At 69.4% G+C, this 17,951-nt stretch carries 13 protein-coding genes, 1 tRNA gene and 2 pseudogenes (1 of these 16 only partly in view); 12 read left to right on the forward strand and 4 right to left on the reverse strand.

Features of this window, described 5'->3' with window-relative positions:
- Together selA and ACLBYD_RS18375 are read left to right on the forward strand one after the other, a co-directional pair.
- A pseudogene (gene selA, locus ACLBYD_RS18370) lies at positions 1 to 103 on the forward strand (L-seryl-tRNA(Sec) selenium transferase); it begins 1,200 nt to the left of the window's first position.
- A 17-nt stretch (positions 104 to 120) separates the two neighbouring features.
- Positions 121 to 1,845, forward strand: a pseudogene (locus tag ACLBYD_RS18375) (SelB domain-containing protein); the annotation flags it as partial.
- A 131-nt stretch (positions 1,846 to 1,976) separates the two neighbouring features.
- Here the strand turns inward: ACLBYD_RS18375 and gdhA are convergent.
- The 3 genes from gdhA to ACLBYD_RS18390 form a co-directional block, all read right to left on the reverse strand.
- Positions 1,977 to 3,320 (reverse strand): NADP-specific glutamate dehydrogenase, encoded by a 1,344-nt coding sequence (gene gdhA, locus ACLBYD_RS18380; protein ID WP_060651241.1) that lies wholly within the window; start codon positions 3,318 to 3,320, stop codon positions 1,977 to 1,979.
- A 202-nt stretch (positions 3,321 to 3,522) separates the two neighbouring features.
- Positions 3,523 to 3,596: transfer RNA gene (locus ACLBYD_RS18385), tRNA-Arg, on the reverse strand.
- A 62-nt stretch (positions 3,597 to 3,658) separates the two neighbouring features.
- Entirely contained in the window at positions 3,659 to 4,315 is a 657-nt protein-coding gene (locus ACLBYD_RS18390; RefSeq protein WP_447817560.1) for a DedA family protein, read from the reverse strand.
- 247 nt (positions 4,316 to 4,562) lie between these two features.
- Here ACLBYD_RS18390 and ACLBYD_RS18395 point away from each other — a divergent pair, with 247 nt between their 5' ends.
- Genes ACLBYD_RS18395 through ACLBYD_RS18425 form a run of 7 tightly spaced genes read left to right on the forward strand, consistent with a single transcriptional unit; the run spans position 4,563 to position 13,467 of the window.
- Positions 4,563 to 5,447, forward strand: a complete 885-nt coding sequence (locus ACLBYD_RS18395) for an FAD binding domain-containing protein (protein WP_447817561.1) — start codon at positions 4,563 to 4,565, stop codon at positions 5,445 to 5,447.
- 4 nt (positions 5,448 to 5,451) lie between these two features.
- Positions 5,452 to 5,937, forward strand: a complete 486-nt coding sequence (locus tag ACLBYD_RS18400) for a (2Fe-2S)-binding protein (RefSeq protein ID WP_019289024.1) — start codon at positions 5,452 to 5,454, stop codon at positions 5,935 to 5,937.
- Positions 5,937 to 8,330: an aerobic carbon-monoxide dehydrogenase large subunit gene (locus tag ACLBYD_RS18405; RefSeq protein WP_447817562.1), complete on the forward strand. Its 2,394-nt coding sequence runs from the start codon at positions 5,937 to 5,939 to the stop codon at positions 8,328 to 8,330. Before ACLBYD_RS18400 ends, ACLBYD_RS18405 begins: the two co-directional genes overlap by 1 nt.
- A 46-nt stretch (positions 8,331 to 8,376) precedes the next feature.
- A complete protein-coding gene (locus tag ACLBYD_RS18410; RefSeq protein ID WP_447817563.1) occupies positions 8,377 to 9,288 on the forward strand; it encodes an XdhC family protein in 912 nt (303 codons plus the stop codon).
- Positions 9,285 to 10,184 (forward strand): AAA family ATPase, encoded by a 900-nt coding sequence (locus ACLBYD_RS18415; protein WP_447817564.1) that lies wholly within the window; start codon positions 9,285 to 9,287, stop codon positions 10,182 to 10,184. The genes ACLBYD_RS18410 and ACLBYD_RS18415 overlap by 4 nt, the downstream gene beginning before the upstream one ends.
- Positions 10,181 to 11,431, forward strand: coding sequence for a vWA domain-containing protein (locus ACLBYD_RS18420; RefSeq protein WP_447817565.1), 1,251 nt, complete (start codon positions 10,181 to 10,183; stop codon positions 11,429 to 11,431). The genes ACLBYD_RS18415 and ACLBYD_RS18420 overlap by 4 nt, the downstream gene beginning before the upstream one ends.
- Positions 11,432 to 11,433: 2 nt before the next feature.
- Positions 11,434 to 13,467 (forward strand): cytochrome c oxidase assembly protein, encoded by a 2,034-nt coding sequence (locus ACLBYD_RS18425; RefSeq protein WP_447817566.1) that lies wholly within the window; start codon positions 11,434 to 11,436, stop codon positions 13,465 to 13,467.
- A 75-nt stretch (positions 13,468 to 13,542) separates the two neighbouring features.
- Here ACLBYD_RS18425 and ACLBYD_RS18430 read toward each other — a convergent pair whose 3' ends face one another.
- On the reverse strand, positions 13,543 to 14,397 hold the full coding sequence (locus tag ACLBYD_RS18430; RefSeq protein ID WP_447817567.1) for a tryptophan-rich sensory protein: 855 nt from the start codon (positions 14,395 to 14,397) through the stop codon (positions 13,543 to 13,545).
- A 141-nt stretch (positions 14,398 to 14,538) separates the two neighbouring features.
- On the opposite strand from ACLBYD_RS18430, the gene ACLBYD_RS18435 reads away from it, so the two are divergent.
- The 3 genes from ACLBYD_RS18435 (at position 14,539) to ACLBYD_RS18445 (ending at position 17,877) form a co-directional block, all read left to right on the forward strand.
- Positions 14,539 to 15,624 carry a lipase family protein gene (locus ACLBYD_RS18435; RefSeq protein WP_447817574.1) on the forward strand — a complete coding sequence of 362 codons (1,086 nt, stop codon included), beginning with the start codon at positions 14,539 to 14,541 and terminating at the stop codon, positions 15,622 to 15,624.
- 164 nt (positions 15,625 to 15,788) lie between these two features.
- The gene (gene ettA, locus ACLBYD_RS18440; RefSeq protein ID WP_026061184.1) at positions 15,789 to 17,462 is read left to right on the forward strand and encodes an energy-dependent translational throttle protein EttA; all 1,674 of its coding nucleotides are present in this window, start codon (positions 15,789 to 15,791) and stop codon (positions 17,460 to 17,462) included.
- Complete coding sequence (locus tag ACLBYD_RS18445; RefSeq protein WP_447817568.1) at positions 17,455 to 17,877, forward strand: acyl-CoA thioesterase; 423 nt, start codon at positions 17,455 to 17,457, stop codon at positions 17,875 to 17,877. The genes ettA and ACLBYD_RS18445 overlap by 8 nt, the downstream gene beginning before the upstream one ends.
- The last annotated feature ends 74 nt before the right edge of the window (positions 17,878 to 17,951 follow it).

Below are 17,951 nucleotides of genomic sequence, written 5' to 3' on the forward strand. Positions count from 1 at the left end.
CGAACGCGGCCGGTTGCTGCTCGACCTGCTCGCGGTCGACCCTGCCGAGGACGGCGAGCTGATCGACGCCGTGACGCGCGTGGCCGCTCGCGAAGGATCCTGATGCACGTCGTCGCGACCGCCGGTCACGTCGACCATGGCAAGTCGACGCTGGTCGAAGCGCTCACCGGTGCGAACCCGGATCGGCTCGCCGAGGAACGGCGACGAGGACTGACCATCGAGCTCGGCTACTGCTGGACGTCCTGGCCCGAGGTGGGGGAGGTCGCCTTCGTCGATGTCCCCGGACACGAGCGATTTCTGACGACGATGCTCTCCGGGGTGGGATCGGTCCCGTCCGCGCTGTTCGTGGTGGCCGCCGACGATCCGTGGATGCCGCAGGCGGCCGAACACCTCGCAGCACTCGACGCGCTCGGCGTGCGCCACGCGGTCGTCGCCGTTACCCGGGCCGATCTCGCCGATCCGGGACCCGCCGCCGCGCGGGCCGCGGCGGAGGTCGCCCGCACGAGTCTGGCGGGGGCGCCCGTCGTCGCCGTGAGCGGGCGCACCGGGATGGGCCTCGACGATCTCCGGAGCGCGCTGACGACGATGGTCGCCTCGCTCCCGGACCCCGATCAGCATGCCGACGTCCGGCTCTGGGTGGACCGTCGGTTCACCGTGCGCGGATCCGGAACCGTCGTCACCGGAACCCTTCCCGCGGGCACGGTGCGCGTGGGGGACACCCTCGCGCTGGGGGACACGCCGCTGCGGGTCCGCAGCGTGCAGGCACTCGGTCGCGACCGGAGCGCGGTGAGCGGCGTGGCCAGGGTCGCCCTCAATCTCACCGGCCGGGTCGACGATCTGGGACGGGGCAGTGTGCTCGTCACGCCCGGCGCGTGGCACCACACCACCGTCGTCGACGTTCGGATCAGCGGCGACGACCGGCCGCCCGTCGCTCCGGTGCTGCACATCGGAGCCGCGGACGTCGGTGTCCGGTGCCGTCCGCTGGCAGACGATCTCGTCCGGCTCACCCTCGACCGCCCGCTGCCCCTGCGGATCGGCGACCGCGCGTTGCTGCGCGACCCGGGCCGCCGGATGATCTGGCGAGCCGACGTTCTCGACCCCGATCCACCCCGATTCCGGCGTCGCGGCGCGGCGGCACGCCGCGCGCTGCAACTGGCGGGAGCCGACGGGACGCCGCACCTGGCCGACGAACTCGCCCGCCGCGGACTCCTGCACCGGCAACGGTTGCGACAGTTGGGCATCCCACTCGAACGGGGAGAGCACCTGACGGTCGGGCCGTGGCTCGTCGCACCCGGTCTCGCGAAGGCCGTCGCCGACCGGCTGCCCACACTCGTGCAGGCCCATGCCCGCGCCCATCCACTGGATCCGGCGGCGCCGTTGACGGTGCTGGCGTCGCAGCTGCGTCTTCCCACACCGGACCTCGTCCGGGCGCTGGTGCGACCTCCGCTCGAAGTGGTCGGGGGGCGGGTGATCGCTCCCGGCGCCGACGGTCTACCGCCGAAGATCCGCAAAGCCGTCGAGCAGGTGCGCCGCGACCTGTCGGCCGCCCCGTTCGCGGCCCCGACCGCCGATCGCCTACGCGAGCTCGGCCTCGACGACCGGGCCCTCGGCGCGGCCGAACGCAGCGGACGGTTGTGGCGGGCGGGCCCGGGCATCGTCCTGCTCCCCGACGCCGCCGACACGGCCGTGGAGCTGCTGGGCGAATTGGACCAGCCCTTCACGACCAGTGCCGCGCGCGAGCGCCTGGGAACGACACGGCGGGTGGTCCTGCCGTTGCTCGACCGGCTCGACAAGGCGGGTCGCACACGCCGGCTCCCCGACGACCGCCGCGAGATCGTCCGCTAGAGTCGCCGTCCCCGCACTCTCCGGCGGGACGACCCTTCACCCGAAACGCGAAGTGCGGGTACCGAACTCGTCGGTACCCGCACTTCGCATGAAGAATCGGTCGCCAGATGACGCCCGGTGCGAACACAGCGTCAGATGACGCCCAGTGCGAACATGGCGTCGGCGACCTTCACGAAGCCGGCGATGTTGGCGCCGTGGACGTAGTCGCCCGGCTTGCCGTACTCGGCGGCGGTCTCGACGCAACGGCCGTGGATGTCGGCCATGATGCCGGCGAGGCGCTCGTCGGTGTAGTCGAAGTGCCACGAGTCGCGCGAGGCGTTCTGCTGCATCTCCAGTGCGGAGGTCGCCACGCCACCGGCGTTGGCGGCCTTGCCGGGCGCGAAGGCGACTCCGGCGTCGCGGAAGACGCTGATGCCGCCCGGGGTGGTGGGCATGTTGGCGCCCTCGGCGACGATCTTCACGCCGTTGTTGACGAGGGTCTTGGCCGACTCCTCGTCGAGCTCGTTCTGCGTGGCGCACGGCAGTGCGACGTCGCAGGGCACGTTCCAGATGTTGCCGCCGGGGAAGAACTCGGCGTCGCCGCGCTCGTCGACGTACTCGGAGATGCGTCCGCGGCGGACCTCCTTGATCTCCTTGAGGAGAGCGACGTCGAGGCCCTTGCGGTCGACGATGTAGCCGGAGGAGTCGGAGCACGCGATCGCGGTGCCGCCGAGCTGGTGGATCTTCTCGATGGCGTAGATCGCGACGTTGCCCGAACCCGAGACGACGGCGGTGCGGCCCTCGAGCGAGGTGCCGGCGGTTTTGGCCATCTCGTTGACGAAGTAGGCCGCGCCGTAACCGGTGGCCTCCTTGCGCACCTGCGAACCGCCCCAGGTGAGGCCCTTGCCGGTGAGGACGCCGGACTCGTAGGAGTTGGTGAGGCGCTTGTACTGGCCGAACAGGTAGCCGATCTCGCGGCCGCCGACACCGATGTCACCGGCCGGGACGTCGGTGTACTCGCCGATGTGGCGGTGCAGCTCGGTCATGAACGACTGGCAGAAGCGCATGATCTCCTGCTCGGAGCGACCCTTGGGGTCGAAGTCCGAGCCGCCCTTGCCGCCACCGATGGGCAGGCCGGTGAGCGCGTTCTTGAAGATCTGCTCGAAGCCGAGGAACTTGACGATGCCGAGGTTGACGCTCGGGTGGAAGCGCAGGCCACCCTTGTAGGGGCCGAGAACGCTGTTGTACTGCACGCGGAAGCCACGGTTGACGTGGACGTTGCCCTGATCATCGATCCACGGCACGCGGAAGATGATCTGCCGCTCCGGCTCGCACAGGCGCTCGATCAGGCCGGATTCGAAGTATCCGGGGTGACGCTCGAGCACGACATGCAGAGACTCGAACACTTCGGCCGCAGCCTGGTGGAATTCGGGTTCACCTGCGTTGCGGGCCTTGACCTGCTCGTAGATCTCTTCGATGCGGTCCGATGTCGACACGCCCACCTACCTGACTCTGTGAGGATTCTGTAACAAGGGTTTTACGACGAAAACTATAGGGCGTGGCCCTTAGCATGTGTTAACCCGGCTCCAAGGTGGGATGAGAAACACACGGCCGGAACGGCCTGTCGGCCGGGCGAAATGCCCGGTTCATCGGTACCATGTGCGGCCCCGCGGCGGACGCTGCGCCGACGGTCGGAGGTGCCCCCGGCAGGACTCGAACCTGCGACCTAGAGATTAGAAGGCTCTTGCTCTATCCAGCTGAGCTACGGAGGCGCGGCCAGAATCTTAGCGGGTGCTCCCCGAGGTCGCCGCACACACCCTCGTACCCGCCGGGGTCAGCGCTCGAGCGTGCTGCCGCGTTCGTCGTCGGGGCTCGATTCGCCCCGGGGAACGTCCACTCGACCGGTCTTGAACCGCTGGATGAGATGGTCGATTCCGACGCCCAGGACCACCGCGACGCAGATGGCCACCGCGGCGCCGAACAGCGGCTGCGATTCGAACCAGCCGCCGACGAGGCGCCCCACGAACGCCGAGTACAGCGCCCAGGTCGTGCCGCCGAGGATCGTGAGGGGCACGAACTTCTGCCGCGGGTAACGGGTCGCTCCGGCCGTCATGTTCACGGCGATCCGGCCGATCGGGATGTACCGCGCCGTGAGGATCACGGCGGCGCCGCGCTTGTCGAGTCCGCGCCGCGCCCACGCGAAGGCGGCCTGCGCCTTCGGGCGGCGCATCCATCGAAACCGTTCGGTGCCGACCTTCCGTCCGATCGTGTAGGCGATGTTGTCGCCGATGATCGCACCGAGCGCCGCGAGGACGATGACGATCCACAGATAGGGACGCCCCGTCGAACCCGAGAGGGACGACAGGGTGACCAGGACGGTCTCGCTGGGCACCGGTGGGAAGAAGCCGTCGAGCATGCACACGGCGAAGAGCAACGGGTAGACCCATGGGGCTGCGGCCTGGCCGATGATGAATTCGTTGATCACATCCATGGATATGCGTAGTGCTCCCGTCGCGTCCGCCGGATCGGCTCCTTCCACGCTATCCGCTCGCGCCGCCGACGGCTCCTGGCGAGGTCGGTTCGATGCTCCACCGCCGCCCCGGACACCGGGGGTCGGTCCATATCGTCCGTTTCGCCGCGCGGATCGAGGCTCGGGGCTAACCTGGGCGCCGAAGGGGGAAGTGCGGACGAATCGGCGGGGGACAACCGATGCGTCCGCCCGAGGGTGGGAGTTCTTCATGCAGGTTCCTGGCCCGTTCGAATACGCGCGCGCAACCGGAGTGGAGCACGCCGTCGAGTTGCTCGACCGGCACGGAGAAGGTGCCCGTGTCGTCGCCGGCGGACACAGCCTCCTCCCGATGATGAAACTGCGGCTCGCGAATCCGGAATACCTGATCGACATCAACGACCTCGGGGACGAACTCGACCACATCACGGTCGAACCCGAGGTCGTTCGCATCGGTGCCCTCGTGCGCCACCGTCGACTGCTCGAATCCGACGAACTCGCCGAGATCTCCCCGATCTTCCGGGACGCGGAGAAGGTCATCGCCGATCCGATCGTCCGCAATCGCGGGACGCTCGGAGGGTCGATCTGCCAGGCCGACCCCGCCGAGGATCTGTCGACGGTCTGCGCGGTGCTCGGTGCGACGTGCGTCGTCCGCGGGCCGGCGGGGGTGCGCGAGCTCGCCTTCGACGACTTCCACCTCGGTGCCTACGAGACGGCGGTCGCTCCGAACGAGTTGCTCGTCGAGGTGCGACTGCCGCGGAAGGGCACCGCCTCCAGCGCGTACGAGAAGGTCGAGCGTCGCGCAGGGGACTGGGCGGTGGCCGCGGCGGGCGCCGCGCTGTGGATGTCGGACGACGGACGCATCACCGACGCGCGTGTCGGGCTGACGGCGGTGCGCGCCGACGAGGCGGCGCTGTCGAGGGTGTCCGAGCTGTTGCGCGGCTCGCCGGCCTCGGAGGAACTCTTCCGCGAGGCGGGAGCGGCGGCCGCGTCGGCATGCGATCCCGAGACCGATCAGCGCGGCACCGCCGCCTACAAGCGTCACCTCGCATCGGAGTTGACGGTGCGGGCCCTGCGCCGATCCGCCGAACGTCTCGGCGTCACCGAAAGGGTGTGAACCGATGCAGATCTCGATGACGGTCAACGGCGAGAGTGTCACCGCCGACGTCGAACCCCGGACGCTGCTCGTGCACTTCCTGCGCGACCACCTCGGTCTGACCGGAACGCACTGGGGATGCGACACGAGCAACTGCGGAACGTGTGTCGTCGCCGTGGACGGCGAGCCGGTGAAGTCGTGCACCACGCTGGCGGTCATGGCCGCCGGCCACGAGGTGCTCACCGTCGAGGGACTCGAACGCGACGGTGTCCTCGACCCCGTGCAGGAAGGCTTCGTGCGTTGCCACGGACTGCAGTGCGGCTTCTGCACCCCGGGAATGATGATCACCGCGCGGTCCCTGCTCGACCGCGATCCCGACCCCGACGAGGCGACGATCCGCGAGGCGATCTCCGGGCAGATCTGCCGCTGCACCGGCTACACCACCATCGTCCGGTCGGTCCGGTGGGCCGCCGAACACTCCTCGAAGGCGCAACCCACGGAGGTGTCGTGATGACCGCGGTCGAACCGGACACACGCCCGGAGGAACAGGACAACGATCGCAAGCCGTGCGGACACGGCCGGATGCTGCGCAAGGAGGACCCGCGGTTCGTGCGCGGCCGCGGCAACTACGTCGACGACGTCCGGTTGCCCGGCATGCTGCATCTCGCGGTGCTCCGATCGCCGGTCGCGCATGCCCGCATCAACGGCATCGACACGTCCGCCGCTCTCGCGCACCCGAAGGTGCGGGCGGTGATCACGGGCGCCGATCTGGCCGAGAAGGGGCTCGCCTGGATGCCGACGCTGTCGAACGACGTACAGGCCGTGCTGGCCACCGACAAGGTGCGCTTCCACGGTCAGGAGGTCGCCTTCGTCGTCGCCGACGACCACTACTCGGCGCGCGACGCCCTCGAACTGATCGACGTCGACTACGAGATGCTCGACCCGGTCGTCGACGTGCGCACGGCCCTGTCGCCCGAGGCACCGGTGATTCGGACCGATCTCGACGGCAAGACCGACAACCACTGCTTCGACTGGGAAGCCGGCGATGCCGCGGCGACCGACGCGGTCTTCGCGAAGGCCGACGTCGTCACCCGGCAGGAAATCGTCTATCCACGCGTGCATCCCGCGCCGATGGAGACCTGCGGTGCGGTCGCCGACTACGACCGCATCTCCGGGAAGCTGACGCTCTGGTCCACCACACAGGCCCCGCACGCCCACCGCACGCTGTACGCGCTGGTGGCGGGTCTGCCCGAGCACAAGATCCGCGTCATCTCACCCGACATCGGCGGGGGATTCGGCAACAAGGTCCCCATCTACCCCGGCTATGTCGGAGCGATCGTGGCGTCGCTGGTCACCGGTCATCCGGTGAAGTGGATGGAGGACCGCAGCGAGAACCTCATGAGCACCGGCTTCGCACGCGACTACATCATGGTCGGCGAGATCGCGGCGACGAAGGAAGGCCGCATCCTCGCCATCAGGTCGCGGGTCCTCGCCGATCACGGCGCCTTCAACGCCACCGCCGCCCCGGTGAAGTATCCCGCCGGCTTCTTCGGTGTGTTCACCGGCAGCTACGACATCGAGGCCGCCTACTGCCACATGACGGCCGTCTACACGAACAAGGCACCCGGCGGCGTCGCCTACGCCTGCTCGTTCCGCATCACCGAGGCCGTGTACTTCGTCGAACGGCTCGTCGACTGCCTCGCCTACGACCTCGACATGGACCCCGCGGAACTGCGCCTGAAGAACCTCCTGCGCCCCGATCAGTTCCCCTACACGAGCAAGACCGGCTGGAAGTACGACTCGGGCGACTACGAGACCACCATGCGCAAGGCCATGGACATCGTCGGCTACGACGAACTGCGCCGCGAGCAGGCCGAACGCCGCGCACGGGGTGAGCTGATGGGTATCGGCATGTCGTTCTTCACCGAGGCCGTCGGCGCCGGTCCGCGCAAGGACATGGACATCCTCGGTCTCGGCATGGCCGACGGCTGCGAACTGCGTGTCCATCCCACCGGCAAGGCCGTCGTGAGATTGTCGGTGCAGTCGCAGGGACAGGGGCACGAGACGACCTTCGCGCAGATCGTCGCGGAGGAGATCGGTATCCCGCCCGACGACATCGACGTCGTGCACGGCGACACCGACAACACCCCGTTCGGGCTCGGCACCTACGGAAGTCGCTCGACACCGGTGTCCGGGGCGGCCGCCGCGCTCGTCGCGCGGAAGGTGCGCGACAAGGCGAAGATCATCGCCGCGGGCATGCTCGAGGTCTCGGTCGCCGACCTCGAATGGGAGAAGGGCCGCTTCCAGGTGAAGGGCGACCCGGGAGCGTCGGTGACCATCCAGGACATCGCCATGCGTGCCCACGGCGCCGGCGACCTGCCGGAGGGTCTCGAAGGTGGTCTCGAAGCGCAGATCTGCTACAACCCCGAGAACCTCACCTATCCGTACGGGGCCTACTTCTGCGTCGTCGACGTCGATCCCGGCACCGCGCAGGTGAAGATCCGCCGGTTCCTGGCCGTGGACGATTGCGGCACCCGCATCAACCCGATGATCATCGAGGGCCAGGTGCACGGCGGCATCGTCGACGGGATCGGCATGGCCCTGATGGAGATGATCGCGTTCGACGAGAACGGCACCTGCCTGGGCGGGTCGTTCATGGACTACCTGATCCCCACGGCCCTCGAGGTGCCGACGCTCGAGACGGCGTTCACCGTCACCCCGTCGCCGCACCATCCGATCGGCGCGAAGGGCATCGGCGAATCCGCCACTGTCGGTTCGCCACCCGCGATCGTCAACGCGGTCGTCGATGCGTTGAAGCCGTTCGGCGTCCGGCACGCCGACATGCCGCTGACGCCGTCGCGGGTGTGGGAGGCCATGCAGGGCCGCGCGACCCCACCGATCTGAGCGACGCGAGCGGACGATGCCAGTAGAACGATCGGAGGACGGGAACATGGATCTCGCGGTGCGGGCGAAGCAGTTGCGCAGTGAACGACGGCCGTTCGTCGAAGCGACGGTCGTGCGGGCGCAGCCACCGACGTCCGCACACTCGGGCGACCGGGCACTCGTCCTCGCCGACGGCACGATCGAGGGGTTCGTCGGCGGACAGTGCACCGAGAGTTCCGTGCGCGAAGCCTCCCGCACGGTGCTCGAACGAGGGGAGAGCATGCTTCTGCGGGTGCTGCCCGCCGGGGCCGGCGAGTTCCCCGACACCCCGGGAGCGACGATCGCGGTCAACCCGTGCATGTCCGGTGGGGCCACCGAGATCTTCCTCGAACCACGGATGCCCCCGATCGTGGTGGCCGTCTTCGGGGACTCACCCGTCGCCGAGGCCGTGGGCGACTTCGCGCGGCGCGTCGACTACTCGGTGGAACCGATCCGCGGGACGAGCGTGCCCGCCGAGGCGTCGGGGGTGATCGTCGCGAGCCACGGGGGCGACGAGGCGACCGTGATCCGCGCGGCCCTCGACGCCGGAAGCCGATATATCGGCCTGGTCGCGAGTCGCACCCGGGGCGCCGCGGTGCTCGACGAGGTGGAACCGACCGACGACGAGCGTGCCCGCATCCACACCCCGGCCGGCCTCGACATCGGTGCCCGCACCCCGGCCGAGATCGCATTATCGATCGTCGCCGACATCGTGAGGGTCGCGCGCAGCGGCGGGCTCGCCCGATCCTCCGAGGAGACCGGGCGACGCATCGAGGTGCCGAGGGAGACGGGCCCGAAGCCGCGCACGGCCGTCGACCCGGTGTGCGGGATGACCCTCACGGTCACCGAGTCGACCCCGCACCTCGTCGTTGCCGGGCGGACAGTGTGGTTCTGCTGCCCGGGCTGTCGCCGCCGCTACGAGAAGGACGACGTGGCGTGACCGATCCGTCGTCCCCGGGCGTCTTCACCGACGTCGACGACGTGGTCGCCAGGTTCGACGACCACGACCATCTGCTCGATCAGGGCACCGCCGCTGCGATCCACCTCGCGGTCGCGCTGGGCCGACCACTGTTGCTCGAGGGCGAACCCGGGGTCGGCAAGACCACCGCCGCCAAGGTCCTTGCGCAGATCCTCGGCAGCCCGCTGATCCGGTTGCAGTGCTACGAGGGACTGTCGGTCGCCGAAGCTCTCTACGACTGGAACTATCAGCGTCAACTGCTCGCGATCCGGCTCGCCGAAGCGCGTGGCGAGGTTCCCGCGGAGGCCGATCTGTACTCCGAGGAGTACCTCCTCGAACGCCCCATCCTGCGCTGCGTCCGCCATCGCGGCGACAGACCCGCCGTCCTGCTCGTCGACGAGATCGACCGCGCCGACGACGAATTCGAAGCGCTGTTGCTCGAATTCCTGGGGGAGTTCGCCGTCACCGTTCCGGAGCTGGGCACCCTCACCGCGACCCGCCCGCCCGTCGTGGTGCTCACCTCCAACCGGAGCCGCGACCTGCACGACGCACTGCGAAGGCGCTGCCTGTACCACTGGATCGACTTTCCCGACCGTGCCCGTGCGGTGGCGATCCTGCGTCGCACGGTGCCGTCGTCGAACGTCGCGCTCGTCGAACGCGCCACGGATTTCGTCGCGGTGGCCCGCGGACTCGACCTCGACAAGGCGCCGGGGATCGCGGAGACCATCGACTGGGTGTCGGCGCTCGCGGCGCTCGGCGTCGCCGACCTCGTCCGGCCCGAAGCGGCGATGTCGCTCGCAGCACTGGCGAAGACCCCCGACGACGTCGATGCGCTGGGGGAAGCGCTGACCGGGTTCGTCTCCACCGAGGTGTCGTGAGCGCCCGGTTGCTTCCCGGGGTCGATCACGCGGCCTTCGCGGTCGGACTGGTCGACCGGCTCAGGTCCGCCGGGATCGTGGTGCCGGCGGACGGAGCGGCGACCTTCACGCGTGCGCTGAGCGTGTGCCCTCCGAGCACCCGGAGCCGGTTGTACTGGACGGCGCGGCTCACCCTCGTCGACCGGCACGAGAGCCTGGCCGCCTTCGACGCGGTGTTCGATCTGGTCTTCGGCGACGCTCCGCTCCCGCTCGACCCGCACGCCCGCCGCACCGGACCCGAGGACGACGGCACGCCTGCGGCGCCCACGACGGACGCGTCCCGTCTCGGGCGGGATGCTCCGGCCGGAGGCCACGACGTCCCGTGGGTCACGAGGGCCGTCGTCGAATCGGCGGAGGGGGAGCGGGCGGCCGACCGGCCCGGCCGCGAGGTCGCGAGTGCGCTGGCGGAGATCGCCGACCAACGATTCGACGACCTCGACCCCGCACGACTCGCACTGCTCGAATCGTGGATCGAGGAGGCCGGGGTCCGATGGGCGACCCGCCGCACCCGTCGCCGGGTGCAACGCCGCACCGGTCGTGTCGACGTGCGGGCGAGCATCGCCGCCTCGCGCAGCACCGGATTCGAGCCGCTCCGGCTGATCCGCACCCGCCCCGGTCGACGGCGGCGACAGATCGTCGTCTTCTGCGATGTCAGCCGGTCGATGCGCCCCTACCTCGGGGTGTATCTGCATCTGGTCCGTGCTCTGGCGCACACCGGAACGGCCGAGGTCTTCGTGTTCTCCACCACAGCAACGCGTCTGACGCCGGTCCTACGACACCGGTCGGTGGAGCAGGCGATCGACGTCGCCAACGACCGTGTGCGGACCCGGTTCGGGGGCACGCGCATCGCCGGATCCCTCGCCGAGGTGGTCGCCTCCCATCACGGACACCTGCTGCGCGGAGCGATCGTCGTCGTCGCGTCCGACGGTTGGGACAGCGACGATCCCACCGAACTCGCGCACGTCCTGGCCAGGATCCGGCGCCGCGCGCACCGGGTGGTGTGGCTCAACCCGCGAGCGGGGCAGTCCGGTTTCACGCCCTCCACCGGGTCGATGTCCGCGGCGCTTCCGCATTGCGACGCGATGGTGGCGGCCGACACACTCCTCGCGCTGCAGCACGCCGTCGACGTCGTCACATGCGCCGATACCGGCCGCGGAGGGCTCCGACGGCGTGTCGTAGGTCATGGCGTGGACGTCCTACCCTGGTAGGCATGGCAACATCCGAGCTCGCGTCTCCCGCGCAGCCTCCGGCGCCCGCCCCTACGAGGGGAAACCCGCCGGCACTGCTGATCCTCTTCGGCCTCCTCGCCGCCCTCGTCGCGGCGTTCGCGGTCGGACTGTCCGCTGCGCAGGCTCTGGTGTTGCTCGGCATCCCCGATCCCGGTCCGCTCACCACCTACGGTCTTCCGGCGGTCCGTGCGATCTCCGAGATCGCGACCGTGATCACGATCGGATCGCTGTTCTTCGCCGCCTTCCTCGTGCCCCCGCAACGAGGGGGTGTGCTCGACGTCGGCGGCTACCGCGCCGTCCGGACCGCGGGAGTCGCGGCGACGGTGTGGGCGATCACCGCGGCGCTGATGGTGCCGCTGACCCTGTCCGACACCTCCGGTAGCCCGCTGAGCGAGGCCATCCGGCCGGAGAACCTCTTCTCGGCGCTCGGCCAGGTGGAGGTCTCGCTGGCCTGGGCCTGGACGACGGTGCTCGCCCTGATCACCGCGCTGCTGATCCGGCTCACGGTGCGCTGGTCGTGGACGCCCTATCTGCTGCTGCTGTCGTTCGTCGCGCTCATGCCGATCGCCTTGACCGGGCACTCGTCGTCGGGTGGCTCGCACGACCTGGCGACCAACAGCCTCGTGCTGCACCTCGTCGCGGCGTCCGTCTGGGCCGGCGGGCTCTTCGCGCTGCTCGCGCACTCCATGCGGAGCGGCGAGCACACCGACATCGCGGCCCGGCGGTTCTCCTTCGTCGCCGGACTCGCCTTCGTCGTCATGGCCGTCAGCGGTGTCATCAACGCCGCGGTCCGCATGTCGTTCGACGACCTGACCACGACCACCTACGGCCGGCTGCTGCTCGCGAAGATCGTCGCGCTGGTCCTGCTCGGCATCTTCGGCTGGGCACAGCGCCGCCGGGCACTGCCGGCCCTCGAGGCCGACCCCACCAGCCGGTCCGCGCTCGTGCGGTTCACCCTCGTCGAAGCGTTCGTCCTCGCCGCGACCATCGGTCTGGCTGTGGGACTCGGCCGCACGCCCCCGCCGCCGCCGGCCTCGGTGCCGACGATCCAGGAGGTCGAGCTCGGCTACCAGCTCGACGTACCGCCGTCGTTCGTGAGCCTGTTCTTCGGCCAGTGGCGCTTCGACCTGATCTTCGGCACGGCTGCTCTCGTGTTCGCCGCGGCCTACGCCGTCGGACTGTGGACGCTGCGCAAGCGCGGCGACTCGTGGCCGGTCGGCCGGTCGATCGCCTGGTTCTCGGGTTGCTTCGTGCTGTTCGTCGCCACCAGTTCCGGCGTCGGGATGTACTCGCCGGCGATGTTCAGCGTGCACATGGGCGCGCACATGGCCCTGTCGATGCTCGCCCCGGTGCTCCTTGCGCTCGGCGGGGCGATGACCCTCGCCCTGCGTGCGTTCAAGCCGGCCGGACGCAACGCCCCTCCCGGACCGCGCGAATGGATCCTCGAGTTCCTCCATAGCCCGCCGTCGCGCTTCTTCACGCATCCGATCGTCGCGTCGGTCATGTTCGTGGGGGGCTTCTACGCCCTGTATCTCGGCGGGATCTTCTCCGCGACCATCGACAGCCACACCGCGCACGTCCTGATGAACCTGCACTTCCTGCTCAGCGGCTACCTCTTCTACTGGGTGGTGATCGGCGTCGACCCGTCGCCGCGCGACCTGCAGCCGGTGACGAAGCTGGCCATGGTCTTCGGCTCGCTGCCGTTCCACGCCTTCTTCGGCGTGACCCTCATGAGCATGGGCACGGTGATGGCCGAGAGCTACTACCGCGGCCTGGCACTGCCGTGGAACTACGACCTGTTCTCCGACCAGAAGGTCGGCGGCAGCATCGCGTGGTCGGCCGGTGAGATCCCGCTCGTGCTCGTGATGCTCGCCCTGCTCGTCCAGTGGTCGCGCAGCGACCGGCGCACGGCGCGACGTGTCGACCGGGCCGCCGAGCGCGACGACGACGCCGACCTCGCGGCACACAACGCGATGTTCGCCGAGCTGGCGCGCCGCGACCGCGAGGGTCGCTGACCGCACACGCTCCGACGTGCACATCTCGTCGCGACACGCCGAAACGGACCGACGAGACGTGCACGTCCGAGGAGATCAGGCCGTTGCTGTCGTGCGGGTGGGGGAGCGCTCGGCGCCGATACGGATCACCACGGTGGCCACGACCGCGATGACCGCGGCCGTCACGGCGGCGACCGCTGCGGGCGTGGACACCAGACCGCCGTCACCCGTGCGGGCGACCGCGATCCATGCCAGACCCCACACGAGCGCGCCGGTGACGGCCAGTCGGCCCCGGCCCGCAGTCGCGAGGAGGACGGAGACAGCAGCGACGACGGCCAGCACGATGATCGCCCACACGTCGGCTCCCCAGCCGAACGGATCGATGTCCTCGTAACGCAGGGCCGCGGAGGTGTTGGCGACGGTCGCCACCGACACCCAGCCCAGGTAGACGAACATCGTGCCGTCGACGACCACCGCTTCGAGCCTGCTCGACGGCAGCACGCGCGTGAAGATCAGGAACACCCGGACGAGCACCGCGAGCAGCGCGACGATCACCACGACACTCAGCCAGACCTGATCGAACTGGATCGCCGTGATCCACGCGGCGTTGAGCAGCATCGACGCGGCGATCCACCAGCCCGCGGCGCGCTGCCGCGCGTCGGTGTGGTTCGCCGGGAGCGCCTGCCACACTGCGAGGGCGAGCAGACCGGCGTAGATGAGGGTCCAGATCGAGAAGGCCGGGCCGCCGGGAGCGACCGCTGTGGCATCCGCCGACAACGCACCACCCGCGGCCTCCGCGACCGGCGTCCCACCGGCCGCACCCGAACCGAAGAACGACACCACGACGGCAAGCGGAGCGCTCACCGCCACGGCCACGACGCGGGCGATGTCGCGACCGGTGCGGGTCGCGGGAGATGTGGCGGGCGCGGATCCGTGGGAGTGGGATGTCATGCCGGGAGGGTGCCCGTCCTGCGGATCACCCAATCCCGGTCCGGCGAATCGGACGAATGCGGACGTAGCGGCCGCACGGCCCGTATCGTCCACGACGTGACCCGTACCGCGCGTGTCCCGGCCCTGCTGCTCACCTGTGCCCTGGCACTGCTGACGCCACTCCTCGCACCTCCCGCGGTGCATGCGAGTCGGGCGCCGGGGACCGTCGTCGATGTCGCTCCGCTCGAGCCCGGTCTGTCGCTGCCCGGCGCGTCCTCGGCGCGGACCCTGGCCTACACGACGCAGTGGCGCAGCGGCGCTCCCATCACCGCGACCGGGGCGTTGTTCCTTCCCCACGGCACGCCTCCCGAGGGAGGATGGCCCGTCGTCGCGTGGACGCACGGCACCGTCGGCCTCGACGACTCGTGCGCACCCTCGCGGTTGCCGCGCACACCGCGCGACACCGCCTATCTCGACCACTGGCTCGGGCAGGGTTACGCCGTCGTGGCGGCCGACTATCCGGGTCTCGGGTCGGACGGACTGCACCGCTATCTGGACGGGCAGAGCGCCGCGAACAGCGTCATCGACATCGTGCGGGCAGGACGCGCCGTCGAACCGTCGCTGTCCGACCGCTGGGTCGTGATCGGCCAGTCGCAGGGTGGGCACACCGGTCTGCACACCGCGCACGCGGCGACCACTCGCGCACCCGAACTGGATTTCCGCGGGACGCTCACGACCGGCGCCCCGTCCAACCTCGAGTACCTGTTCCCGCTCGGATTCCCGGGCTTCCCCGATCTCGGCCTCGACGGACTCACCGCCTTCGCCGCCTACATCTTCGCGGGCCTGCGCGACGCCGATCCGGCTCTGGACCTCGACGGATACCTCGCGCCCCTCGGCCGGGAGATCGTCGACGCCGCCGAACACCTCTGCTACGACGACCTGATCGACCGGTACGGCGAGGTCGGCGTCGGTGAGGTCCTCGCTCGACCGCTGAACGACGACCGGTTTCGTGCGGCGTTCACCGACTACCTCGCCGTGCCGACCGCCGGATACGACCGGCCGCTGTTCCTCGCCCAGGGCCTGCGCGACACGACGGTGCCCGCGCCGCTCGCGTTCAAGCTGATCGCGGATCTGTGGGCCGGTGGTGCGAACGCGAAGTTCAGGACGTATCCGACGGGTCATTCGGAGACGATGTTCGCGTCGCTGCCCGACACCACGGGCTTCGTCGCGGAGCTACTGCGACCATGACAGCTGCGCTGTTGCGACCGTGAAAGCTGCGCTGTTGCGACCCTGACAGCGGAGCTGCTGCGACCCTGGCAACCGCACCGGCACCTGCCGGACTCCGGTGCCGGCCCCACCTGTCGTGCTCGCACGATGTGGGTTATCGACCGTCGACCGATACGCTGGTGGTCATGGCGGAGTTCATTTACACGATGAAGAAGGTGCGCAAGGCGCACGGTGACAAGGTCATCCTCGATGACGTCACTATGAGCTTCTACCACGGCGCGAAGATCGGCGTCGTCGGACCCAACGGCGCGGGCAAGTCGTCGATTCTCAAGATCATGGCCGGGCTCGATCAGCCCAGCAACGGCGAGGCCTTCCTCGATCCGGAGGCCACCGTCGGCATCCTCCAGCAGGAGCCGCCCCTCAACGAGGAGAAGACGGTCAGGGAGAACGTCGAGGAAGGCCTCGGCGAGATCAAGGTCAAGCTCGACCGGTTCAACGAGATCGCCGAGCTCATGGCCACCGACTACTCCGACGAGCTGATGGAGGAGATGGGCAAGCTCCAGGAGGAGCTCGACCATGCCAACGCGTGGGATCTCGACTCGCAGCTCGAGCAGGCCATGGACGCACTGCGCTGCCCTCCGCCGGACGAGCCCGTCACCCATCTCTCCGGTGGTGAGCGCCGCCGTGTCGCGCTGTGCAAGCTGCTGCTGAGCAAGCCCGACCTGCTGCTCCTCGACGAGCCCACCAACCACCTCGACGCCGAGTCGGTGCTGTGGCTCGAGCAGTTCCTCGCGTCCTACCCGGGTGCCGTGCTGGCCGTCACCCACGACCGGTACTTCCTCGATCACGTCGCGCAGTGGATCTGCGAGGTCGACCGCGGCAAGCTGCACCCCTACGAGGGCAACTACTCCACCTACCTGGAGAAGAAGGCCGAGCGTCTCGAGGTCCAGGGCAAGAAGGACCAGAAGCTGCAGAAGCGGCTCCGCGAGGAACTCGAGTGGGTCCGCTCCGGCGCCAAGGCCCGGCAGACGAAGAACAAGGCGCGTCTGGCCCGCTACGAGGAGATGGCAGCCGAGGCCGAGAAGTACCGCAAGCTCGACTTCGAGGAGATCCAGATCCCGACGCCGCCGCGTCTGGGCAACGTCGTCGTCGAGGTCGAGCACCTCGACAAGGGCTTCGACGGCCGCGTCCTGATCAAGGACCTGTCGTTCACGCTGCCGCGCAACGGCATCGTCGGTGTCATCGGCCCCAACGGCGTCGGCAAGACCACGCTGTTCAAGACCATCGTCGGTCTCGAGGAGCCGGACAGCGGCACCGTCAAGGTGGGCGACACGGTCAAGCTGAGCTACGTCGACCAGAACCGCGCGAACATCGATCCGAAGAAGACGGTCTTCGAGGTGGTCTCCGACGGTCTCGACTTCATCGAGGTCGGGCAGAACGAGATGCCGTCGCGTGCGTACGTGAGCGCGTTCGGGTTCAAGGGCCCCGACCAGCAGAAGCCGGCCGGTGTGCTCTCCGGTGGTGAGCGCAACCGCCTGAACCTGGCGCTCACGCTCAAGGAGGGCGGCAACCTGATCCTCCTCGACGAGCCGACCAACGACCTCGACGTCGAGACCCTGTCGTCGCTCGAGAACGCGCTGCAGCAGTTCCCGGGCTGCGCCGTCGTGATCTCCCACGACCGCTGGTTCCTCGACCGCACCTGTACCCACATCCTGGCGTGGGAGGGCAACGTCGAAGAGGGCAAGTGGTTCTGGTTCGAGGGTAACTTCGAGGCCTACGAGGCGAACAAGGTCGAGCGTCTCGGAGCCGATGCGGCACGTCCGCACCGCGTCACACATCGGAAGCTCACGCGTGACTGAGCAGAACCGTCACCGGCCGTATCGGTGCCCGATCGAGGTGCGCTGGGGCGATTCCGACCGGCTCGGACACGTCAACAACGCCAAGGTCGTGGAGTACCTGCAGGAAGGACGCATCAAGTTCTTCCGGAGCGAGCTGCCGGCGCGCGACGCCGTCGTGCTCCGGAAGATGGACGTCGAGTTCCTGCGCCCGATCAAGGACTCGTCGGCGCCGATCGAGGTCGAGACGACGGTGCTGCGTCTCGGCACGAGCTCGTTCACGGTGCGTCAGACGATCCTCGACCGGGAAGGTGTCGTGTGCGCCGTCGCCGACACCGTGCTCGTCGGATTCGATCCCGAGACCGACACGTCCCGGCCGCTGACCGACGAGGTACGGACGGTGCTCGACCGGCACCGCGCCGTCACGCCCACCGGCTGAGCCGGTACATCCTGTAGGCCGGCCGAGCGGGTCACCCGACCCGCCGGTTCCGACCCCCCGACCGCGCGCCGCGG

The organism is Rhodococcus sp. C26F, from assembly GCF_053345925.1.